Below are 9,141 nucleotides of genomic sequence, written 5' to 3' on the forward strand. Positions count from 1 at the left end.
ATACATTTTATTTTCTGCTTAATCTTCTTCTAAGGGCTATATAGAGATTACCCATTATAATTATTGATAATATGCTATATAAGCAATATATTATTGTATTCAATAAGGTTTTACCATCCCCTATGTAGAATTTAGCCCCCAATACCGCCGGTAAATATGAAGCATAATTAATGACAAATAAATACTCATTATTTGAAATATTTTGTTGAATTAATGTATTAACAAACGAACTAATGGTGTTAGAATACATTAAAGCACTTGGTGTTACAACAAAAATTAATATAACTAACCAGAATATTGGCATGAATATTGATTCTCCGTAGTCGGATATTGCACCATATAACCAAATAGCAAATTTTTCAAACTTATTTCTTGAAAATTCCTTCTTCAACCTCATTTCCATTTTATATAAATTTGAAGCCTCTTCATAGGTCCTATTATTTTCAATGGATATTCTTAAATTTCTATATTCTGCAAGAACAGATTTATAATCTAAGTGGTTTTTAAGGATATTATATGCTTCTTCGCATATTCCTACATTATTTTCATCATTTTTTAGAAATTTATGGCTTAAAATCTTTTCTTTTTTTATGTCACATAATAGCATCACTTCTCTAACATCTGTCTTTAAAAAGGATGTTTTTGACAATGAGAAATTCTCTATTTTTGTATGTTTGTTTAGAAATTGGACATCAAGAAAGATTACTAAGCATTTATCTTTAATTATATTAATTATTGTATGTACCCATTGTCTATCTGGTTTTTTTAAACTAATATTATTTCTTTTATATTTTTTAAACTTAATTTTACCTTTTCTAAATAACGCTAAATCCTCAAATGTGCAATCAACAAAAGATAACAACACAAAACAGATTCCTCTAAAATCTGCACGAGATTTAAAGATTGCATTGAAAAATTTTGCTTTATTGAAAATAACATTCGAAAAATTAACATTCTCCTCAAATGTTAAATAAGAAAATTCAGCCTTTTCTTTAAATTTTGAATCGCTAAAGTTGGCATCTCCTTTAAATTCTGAACCTCTAAAACTAATCCATTTCTCAAATGTCGAATGACTAAAATAAGTTTTTCCACTAAATATTGAACTGTTAAAATTCGCTTTTCCTTCTACTGTTAAACCATGAAAATTCGCCATTTTTTTAAATTCTGAACCTTCAAAAATAACATCCCATTTAAATTTCGGATACCAAAAACCAACATTTTTTTCAAATGTTGAGTTTCTAAAATTTACTTCTCTTTCAAATATTATCAAACCATTAAAATTAATATTCCCTTCAAACGTTGAACTACTAAAGTCTAATATTTTTTCAAATACTAAATTCTTAAAATGCGCATTTCCCTTAAAGGTTGAGTTATTAAAATCAACTTTCTTTTTAAATACTATCGAATCCATAAAATAAACATTTTTCTCAAATATTGAGTCAGTAAAATTAATTTCACCTTTAATTACCAAATTATTTTCAAATTTATCTGATTTTTCAAAATAGACGTTCTCTTTAAATATTGATTTCCAAAAAATAACCTCTTCCATAAATGTTGAATCTATAATGCTGACCTCACCTTGAATTTCTGAACAACTAAAATTAACTCTTCCTTTAAATGTAGATTCTATAAAATTTACATCTTCCAATAGTATTTTAATAGATATTTTCTTAAATGTTTCCACAATTTCTATTTTGTCCTTGAACATTTGAAAATTACCATTGAATTCAACATTATGGAGACTAAGGTTTATACCTGCATTTATAGTTATCACATTTTTATCTACGATTGCACTTTCTTTATCTTTTTGTTCAGTAATTAACCCTTTTAATTTTTCATCACACTTAATTCTATTATAAATATCTCTAATATCAACATCTCCCCTAACAATACAATTTTCTAACTTAAAATTCTCCCCCTTTTCTAAACATTCTATAAATTTTTTATAAAAATCCTCGTTAGAAATAATTTCTTTTCCCATAATTTCCCCCAAAAAAATAAAAAAATTATTCTAAATATTCTAAATATTCAGGAAAATACTTTTTAATATAATCAACATCTCTATCGACATAGATATGGGCATTGTATATAAAATGACAATAACTTTTTAATGTTGAATTCGTTTTTTCTGCCACATATTCCCCCAAACTAATCAAACCTATGGCATTAGAGTGAAAAGCCAGTAAAATATCATTAGAACGAAATAATACGCTCATATATAGGTCATTTCCAGATTTCTGGAATCCTATATGGTTTAAACATGGAACATCCTTTACTTTTTGGTCAATGTACGGATTCCAAAGGGATATTACACACCTTCTTGATTCTGGATTTGTATTAAGTTTGTTTATCACATATTCGATTTGATCATTTTTTAAGGATTTATCATAATTTGGATATTCCCTAATTCTCTCATAGTAATCATAAACAAATTGCCCATCTCCTGAATTTCCATATAATAGATTATTCGTATAGGACTCAACACTACGCTTTCCTAATGGATACTTGGGACTTATACTTTTTAACTTCGGATTTGTAATTTCAATTGCTACATTCCTAATTTCCCTACACCGAGCTCCGTCTTCGGTAGTCATGTCTTCTCCATCTTTTAATATCTTCTCAACTAAATACTCATAACTCGCTCTTACGGATGGTTTTCTAATACAAAGCATTTTATCACTACGGTTATTTCTTATATTTTTAACAACATTAGATATAATATGTAATATATAGATTGTTTTGATTTAGATCTTATAGTCGTTCTGCAAGTTATATAATTATTACACCCATCCATAATTAACATTAATTCTACTAATTTTAATAGAATTTTTAAATAAGAATACATAAATTTTATTTGTAAGTAAATATTTAGTGCCTAATTCGCAGAACGACTATATTTGGTGAGCTCATGGACACAATATATATAAAATCAAATTTTTTATATGGAAGTGAATTCGAATATAAAAAAGGTATTTTAGTAATCGAAGACGGAATAATAAAAGGATTCACAAATGAAGACGTTAAAAACGTTATAGAATACGAGGGTATTATAATTCCTTCACTGATAAATGCCCATACGCATATTGGAGATACACCTATTAAAGATATCGGTATCAACAAAAATTTAGACGAGCTCGTGAAACCACCAAATGGATTAAAACATAAATTCTTAAATAGGTGTAATGAAAAAGATTTGGTCAATGGAATGTTGGATGGGTTGTATGAACTTTATGAAAATGGTATAAACTATTTCTGTGATTTCAGGGAAAATGGGTTGAATGGAATAAATCTACTAAAGGAAGCAGTTGCAAAATCTAAATTGGATATAAAGCCCATCATACTAGGAAGACCCACAAAAAATGAAGAAAATGAATTAAGAGATGAATTAAAAGAGATTCTAAAAAATAGTGACGGTATAGGATTAAGTGGAGCAAACGAGTATTCAGACGAAAAACTTAAGTTCATTAGTAAAAACACCAAAAAATCCAATAAACTATTTTCAATACATGCAAACGAACATGAAGGTTCAGTAAACTATTCAAAGGAGAATTATGGAAAAACAGAGATTGAAAGAATCGTTGATTTGAAGTTAAACCCGAATTTCATAATACATGCCACCCATACAACATCCCAGGAAGTAAATATACTTAAAGAGAACAAAATCCCGATAGTAGTCTGTCCAAGGGCCAATGCCTCTTTTAACGTTGGACTGCCAAATATCAATGAATTTATAAAAAACGATTTATTGATAGGTATTGGAACAGATAACTTTATGGCAAATTCTCCATCGATATTTAAGGAAATGGACTTTATATATAAAATATATCACATAGAACCAAAAGAAATACTAAAAATGGCCACAATAAATAATGGAAAAATATTAGGTCTTAAAAACGTAGGACTAATAGAAGAAGGATACAAACCAGTATTTACGTTCATTAAAAAGTCCAATTCCATAAAAAATTCAAAAAACATTGTAGCATCAATTATAACGCGATGCGAAAAAGGAGATATTGATAACTTTGTTATATATTAGTTCATTACACGGGATTTAATCTATTTAAACTAAATTTTGGAAGTGGTATTGTGCCTATAGTTAGATTTCATGGCGGATGTCATCAAATAGGAATGTCGTGTGTTGAAATCGACACGAAAAAATCAAAAGTGCTACTTGATTGTGGTATGAACCCAACTAACAACGAAGTCCCAAATATAGACCCTGGGAATATAGATGCAGTAATTGTATCTCATGCCCATTTGGACCATTGTGGAGCAATTCCTTATTACAATTTTAAAAAGGTATATTGTACCCCACCTACTGCAGATTTAATGTACACAGTATGGAAAGACACGGTAAATCTTTCAAAAATCTACAAAGAAGAAGATATCAAAAGAACCATGGGGATTGTTGAAACACTCGATTATAGAGAATGTAAAAAAATTACCGAAGATATTTCAGTTAAGTTCCATAATGCAGGGCACATTCTTGGGAGCTCTTCTATCTACCTAGATATAGATGGAAAAAAAGTACTGTACACAGGAGATATTAATGAAATAGAAACCAAAACATTATCTCCGGCAGATACTGAAATAGATGAAATAGATACCTTGATAATTGAATCAACATACGGATCACCATTGGATGTAAAACCAGCTAGGAAGGTATTGGAAAAACAACTTATAGACGAAATTTCAGAGACCATAGAGAATGGAGGAAAAGTAATAATTCCAGTATTTGCCGTGGGAAGGTCCCAGGAGATACTTGTAATAATAAACAACTATATGAGAAGTGGGATGTTAAAAGAAGTTCCAATATGGGTGGATGGTTCCTTAATTCATGCCACAGGAATATATATGGGATATTCAAACTGGCTAAATCCAAGAATAAGAAATTCTATTGAAAATAGGGTAAATCCATTTGGAAACTTAACAAAAGCCGACAAAAGAGCCTTCAATAAAGAACCAGGCATAATAATATCTACTTCAGGCATGGTTCAAGGTGGGCCTATTTTACAGTACCTATCACTTCTTAAAAATCCAAAGAATAAGATTATATTAACTGGTTATCAAGCAGAAGGAACCCTTGGAAGAAGTTTAGAAGATGGAACTAGTGAGATAACACCATTTAAAAATAAAATCCCAGTAAATGGAAAAGTTGTTAAAATAGAATTTTCGGCCCATGGTGATTACAACTCTTTAATTAGGTATTTAAAGAGAATACCAACGCCAAAAAAAGCCTTTGTTATGCATGGTGAAAGATATCAGGCCCTTTCTTTGGCAATGACTATATGGAAAAACTTTAAGATTCCAACAATGGCTCCAACCAACGGCAGTGTATTGCCCCTTTTTTAAATTTCATAAGGATTTTTTTAATATTTATTACTATTTTAGTATATTTTATTAATTACGTATTAAACTATGTGATTTTTTAAGGATTTAAAACTTTAAATACCCGTATCTAAATGTTTAAAGAGATATCCCTTTATATAATGTTAAAAAAAGAAATTTAATATAATTATGTCCTTTGGAGGTGACTTACGTGGCAGAAAACATAACCATTGCCCCAACTACAAGGCATGAGGGGCATGCTAAGCTTATTTTAGAAGTAAATGATGAAGGAATAGTAAACAAAGCTTATTATCCAAACACCACCCCAGTTAGGGGATTTGAGACGATGTTAAAAGGTAAACCTGCTGACTTTGCACCTATAGCAGTTATGAGAATTTGTGGTATATGTCAAACTACCCATGGTATTGCATCATGTGAAGCAGTTGAAGACGCCATAGGATGTGAAATACCTGAAGATGGGAGAATATTAAGGGAACTTGTTGGACTTGGAAACAGGATGCACTCCCACCCATTACATCACTTATTAATTATTGACGACCTGTTAAAACCTGAAGAACAGGACTTAAAAGTTGAAGGTATCAAGCTAATCCAAAAAATGAGAAAAGCGGGGCAGTTAATTGTTGATGTTGTAGGGGGAGAGGGAATACACCCTCCAAACATTGTAATAGGCGGTATGAAAACCAACATTACAGAAAGGGCGAAATCAAAATTATACTATGCCTGCAAGGAGTTTGAAAAAGATGCTCATAAAATGTATGAGCTCTTGGAAACGCTCATTGAAAGATACTTGGATGAAGTAGGAATTCCAGATTTAGGAGCTCATGACTATCCATACATTGCAACAGATACAACATACGGAAATAGAGACGCACTAAGATGGAATGATATTACTGAGCTCCCTGCACAGAGATACTATGAAAACCCAGAAATTGCTCAAACCGCAACAAACCAAATTCCACTCTATATGGGAGTTCCTGTTGAAGGAGGACCAAGAGCAAGAATGGTTAAATTTGGGAACTTTAGAGAAGGCGGAGGTGCAATGGATATAAACCTTGCAAGAGCACAGGAAAACTTTGGAGCAGTTTATAGGGCACTTGAACTTCTTGACGAATTGAACATCAACGGAAAAACAAGAACAGAACCTGAATACAAAGATGGCTCTGGAATCGGAGTTCACGAAGCTCCAAGGGCAACAAATACACACTTTGCAGAAGTAGGAAAAGATGGAAGAATTAAATCTTACAGAATCATCGCAGCATCAACATGGAACATGCCTATAGTTGAAAAGGCTATTGAAGGCTACCCACACCAATATGCGGAAGTAATTATGCGAGCATATGACATATGAGCTTCATGTGCAACACACGTCATCGTTAAAGATGACCAAACAAAAGATGTTATCGAAGTAAGAAGAATTTAAATTCCAAAAAAGGGATGATCTCGAAAGGAAACCCAAATGGGACCTGGAGAGAGACCAAAATGCGATTGTGTCAAAATTATCATTGAAACATATTATACATTATATTTAGAATAACTTCAATAAAACCACCTTACGGTTTTATTATTTGGTGAAAATATATGGGTATTTCATTAGACGAAAATTCATTTAACGATATTGAAGAATTTGATCTCACACCATCCTATTTAAAAAAGAAAAATATGGTTTTAGCCTGCGGAAATATATTATTCGCAGATGATGGCTTCAGTGTTCATGTACTTGAAAAATTAAATGAAGTATTATCTGATGAAGAAAAAAAAGATATTGCACTTGTTGATGCAGGTGCAGGAGCTCCTCAGCAAGTTCTTACATTAATCGACGATGATTCAAAAACAGAAAGGATCGTTGTAGTTGATGTTATAGACTTTGGTTTAAAACCTGGAGAGATCAAAATACTAAAAGAAGAAGACTTACCTGGCCCAGAACATAACAAATTGGATATTCACGACTGGCCACTATCGACCACTTTAAAACGAGTCTGTAACCAGTATGGAATTGAGTTAATCGTTGTGGGTTGTCAGGCAAAATATATTTCAGAACCTGATGTGGTACTTGAGTTAAGTGAAGAAGTTGAAAAGGCCGTAGATAAGGCGGTAGATATTATATTGGAGTACTTGAGGGGAAATTAACCCGATCAATTATAAGGAGGAGAAATCATGTTAAAGGTTGCCCACGTCCAATTAAGTAGTTGCTGTGGGTGTCTAGTCTCCTTAGCTGACACCTATGAAAAACTTTTAGATGTATTGGGTCAAATTGATTTAGTTTACTCTCAGACATTAGCGGATGTTAGAGAAATTCCTGACGATGTTGATATAATATTACTTGAAGGTAGTGTCTGCTTAAACGATCACCACGCATTAGAAACAGCATTAGAATGTAGAAAGAAAGCAAAAATTTTAGTGGCATTAGGGGCTTGTGCAGCAAGTGGCAACATTACAAGATTCTGCAAAGGAAACCAAATGTCAAAACCAGTTCACGACGCCTTTGCACCATTAACTGAAGTTGTAAAATGTGACATAGCAATTCCAGGATGTCCTCCATCACCTGAAGCCATTGTAGCAGTTATAAATGCAGCTTTAAACGGAGATATGGAATACTTAGAACCATATGCAGAGCTCGCAAAGCATGGAAGTGGTGCTTGTGGTTGCGACTTATTAGTTAAAGTTATCAACAAGTCCCTTTGTATGGGATGCGGAACATGTGCAGCATCATGCCCTACAAGAGCTGTGGAGATGCTTGACGGAAGACCAAACGTCATAAAAGATATATGTATTAAATGTGGAGCATGCAGCGTACAATGTCCAAGGATAAGATGTCCTGAGATTATCAAGGAAATAGAATAATATAATACATAGGTGGAAATCTGGGGTAGATTTTTGATTACTTCGCTCGGAAAAGATCCAGCAATTACTTCTTAAAAATTAAAAAGGTGATTAAATGGATCCCTTTGGAAAGTATAAAACTGTGGTATCTGCAAGAGCTGCAGATAAAACCATACTGAAAAAATGTCAAGATGGAGGTATTGTTTCAGCCGCATATATATACGGTTTGGAAAATGGCCTCTTGGATGGTGTTATTGTTGCAGATAAAGATGACAAATTACAAACAACTCCTAAAGTTGCAACAACAGTTGATGAAGTTTTAGAGGCTGCTGGAACCAAATACACAGTCTGTCCAACTATAAGTGTGATAAAGAGTGCAGTTAGAGAGTATGGATGTGAAAAACTTGGAGTTGTTGGAACTCCATGCCAAATAATTGCAACTAGAAAATTAATGAAATATCCTATAGGATTTAGGCACGTTCCTGATAAACTGGCATTAATTGTGGGAATATTCTGTATGGAAAACTTCCCATACAATGGTATGAAAACCATCATCGAGGAACACTGTGGAATAAAGATGGAAGATGTTGCTAAAACTGATATTGGAAAAGGTAAATTCTGGGTATATTCCAAATGGGGAGATGTTAAATCCATCAAATTAAAAGAAACCCACCCATACGAACAACAATCCTGCCACGTATGTATGGATTACACAGCTGAATTGGCTGATATTTCCACAGGTTCGGTGGGAAGCCCAGATGGCTGGAGTACAGTATTCATAAGAACTGCTCAAGGAGAAGAGTTCTTTAACAAAATGGTTGAAGCCGGAGCATTGGAAGTTAAACCAATAGAAGAAGTTAAACCTGGTTTAGGATTAGTTGAGAAACTATCACTAACTAAAAAAGAGAAAAACGCAAAAGAAATCGAACATAGAAAAGAAATTGGATTACCAGTTCCTTATTAGAATCTTTA

At 32.4% G+C, this 9,141-nt stretch carries 8 protein-coding genes; 6 read left to right on the forward strand and 2 right to left on the reverse strand.

What is annotated here, in order from left to right; translation table 11 throughout:
- Positions 1–7: 7 nt before the first annotated feature.
- Complete coding sequence (locus F555_RS0107730; protein WP_018154651.1) at positions 8–1,981, reverse strand: pentapeptide repeat-containing protein; 1,974 nt, start codon at positions 1,979–1,981, stop codon at positions 8–10.
- Positions 1,982–2,006: 25 nt separating this feature from the next.
- Positions 2,007–2,672, reverse strand: a complete 666-nt coding sequence (locus tag F555_RS0107735) for a thymidylate synthase (RefSeq protein ID WP_018154652.1) — start codon at positions 2,670–2,672, stop codon at positions 2,007–2,009.
- A 236-nt stretch (positions 2,673–2,908) separates the two neighbouring features.
- Between F555_RS0107735 and F555_RS0107740 the strand changes: the two genes are divergently transcribed.
- The 6 genes from F555_RS0107740 to frhB all read left to right on the forward strand — a co-directional run bounded on the left by F555_RS0107740 (position 2,909) and on the right by frhB (position 9,133).
- Positions 2,909–4,036 (forward strand): amidohydrolase family protein, encoded by a 1,128-nt coding sequence (locus F555_RS0107740; RefSeq protein WP_018154653.1) that lies wholly within the window; start codon positions 2,909–2,911, stop codon positions 4,034–4,036.
- 50 nt (positions 4,037–4,086) lie between these two features.
- A complete protein-coding gene (locus tag F555_RS0107745) occupies positions 4,087–5,352 on the forward strand; it encodes an MBL fold metallo-hydrolase (protein WP_018154654.1) in 1,266 nt (421 codons plus the stop codon).
- A gap of 187 nt (positions 5,353–5,539) precedes the next feature.
- Positions 5,540–6,769 carry a coenzyme F420 hydrogenase subunit alpha gene (gene frhA, locus F555_RS0107750; protein ID WP_245547917.1) on the forward strand — a complete coding sequence of 410 codons (1,230 nt, stop codon included), beginning with the start codon at positions 5,540–5,542 and terminating at the stop codon, positions 6,767–6,769.
- 158 nt (positions 6,770–6,927) lie between these two features.
- Positions 6,928–7,476, forward strand: a complete 549-nt coding sequence (gene frhD, locus F555_RS0107755) for a coenzyme F420-reducing hydrogenase, FrhD protein (RefSeq protein WP_018154656.1) — start codon at positions 6,928–6,930, stop codon at positions 7,474–7,476.
- Between the two features lie 27 nt (positions 7,477–7,503).
- A complete protein-coding gene (frhG, locus tag F555_RS0107760) occupies positions 7,504–8,190 on the forward strand; it encodes a coenzyme F420 hydrogenase subunit gamma (RefSeq protein ID WP_018154657.1) in 687 nt (228 codons plus the stop codon).
- A 94-nt stretch (positions 8,191–8,284) separates the two neighbouring features.
- Complete coding sequence (frhB, locus tag F555_RS0107765; RefSeq protein WP_018153424.1) at positions 8,285–9,133, forward strand: coenzyme F420 hydrogenase subunit beta; 849 nt, start codon at positions 8,285–8,287, stop codon at positions 9,131–9,133.
- The last annotated feature ends 8 nt before the right edge of the window (positions 9,134–9,141 follow it).

The organism is Methanothermococcus thermolithotrophicus DSM 2095, assembly GCF_000376965.1.
Taxonomy (GTDB): Archaea; AGJL01; Methanococci; order Methanococcales; family Methanococcaceae; genus Methanothermococcus; species Methanothermococcus thermolithotrophicus.